The organism is Bradyrhizobium sp. LeoB3, from assembly GCF_055456055.1.
On sequence record NZ_JBVBEF010000323.1, the window covers coordinates 1 to 853 of the forward strand.

The window sequence follows — 853 nt, forward strand, 5'->3', positions numbered from 1 at the left end:
CTAGGTGGTGTGGACAGTTATCTAAGCCATAAGATGATGGCGGCGAGAGTGACGACAGCCCGGTAATTTCGAGCGGTCTTTTCGAAGCGGGTTGCGACGCGGCGGAACTGCTTGAGTTTTGAGAAGCAGCATTCCACGAGATGGCGCTGGGCATAGAGTTGCTTGTCGAGCGGATATTTGAGCGCGCGTGACGGGTTGTTGGGGATGACGGCGAGCGCGCCTTTGGCGGCGATGGCTTGGCGCAGGTGATCGGCGTCATAGGCGGCATCGGCCATGACGACCTCGGCAGGCAGTCCCTCGATCAAGGCGGCGGCTTGCGGCGCATCGCCTTTCTGGCCTGCCGTAAGGGTAAACCGCACCGGGCATCCCAAGCCACGGACGGCCATATGTATCTTGGTGCTCAGGCCGCCGCGCGAGCGGCCGATCGCTTGATCTTCAGACCCCCCTTTTTCGCCCCGGCAGCGTGCTGGTGGGCTCGGACGATAGTGGAATCGACAATTAGATATTCAAAGTCTGGGTCATCGGACATTGCCTCGAATATCCGCCACCAGACACCTTTGACGCTCCATCGACTGAAGCGCCGGAACACGCTGTTCCAATCCCCGAACACTTCCGGAAGATCACGCCACGGAGAACCCGTACGCACGATCCACAATACGCCTTCAACAAACATCCGATTGTCGCGCCCGGTCGAGCCCTTCTGGTCGGGACGACCTATGATCAGCGGCGCCATCCGCTCCCACGCCGCGTCGCTCAAAATCAACCGGTCCATCACACCCAAGACTGCCTCCCCAAAAGCAGCCTTGAATCTGATTTGCCCCTAAAAGGGAATCCTTAGAGTCCACACCACCTA

Annotated in this window: 1 protein-coding gene; it reads right to left on the reverse strand. The window is 59.2% G+C overall.

The window, feature by feature from the left end:
* Window positions 1-17 precede the first annotated feature (17 nt).
* A protein-coding gene (locus ACZXDY_RS46135) for an IS5 family transposase (protein WP_464350045.1) occupies window positions 18-781 on the reverse strand; the annotation gives its coding sequence in 2 pieces (ribosomal slippage) (window positions 18-443 and window positions 446-781; 762 coding nt in all).
* Between the last annotated feature and the right edge of the window lie 72 nt (window positions 782-853).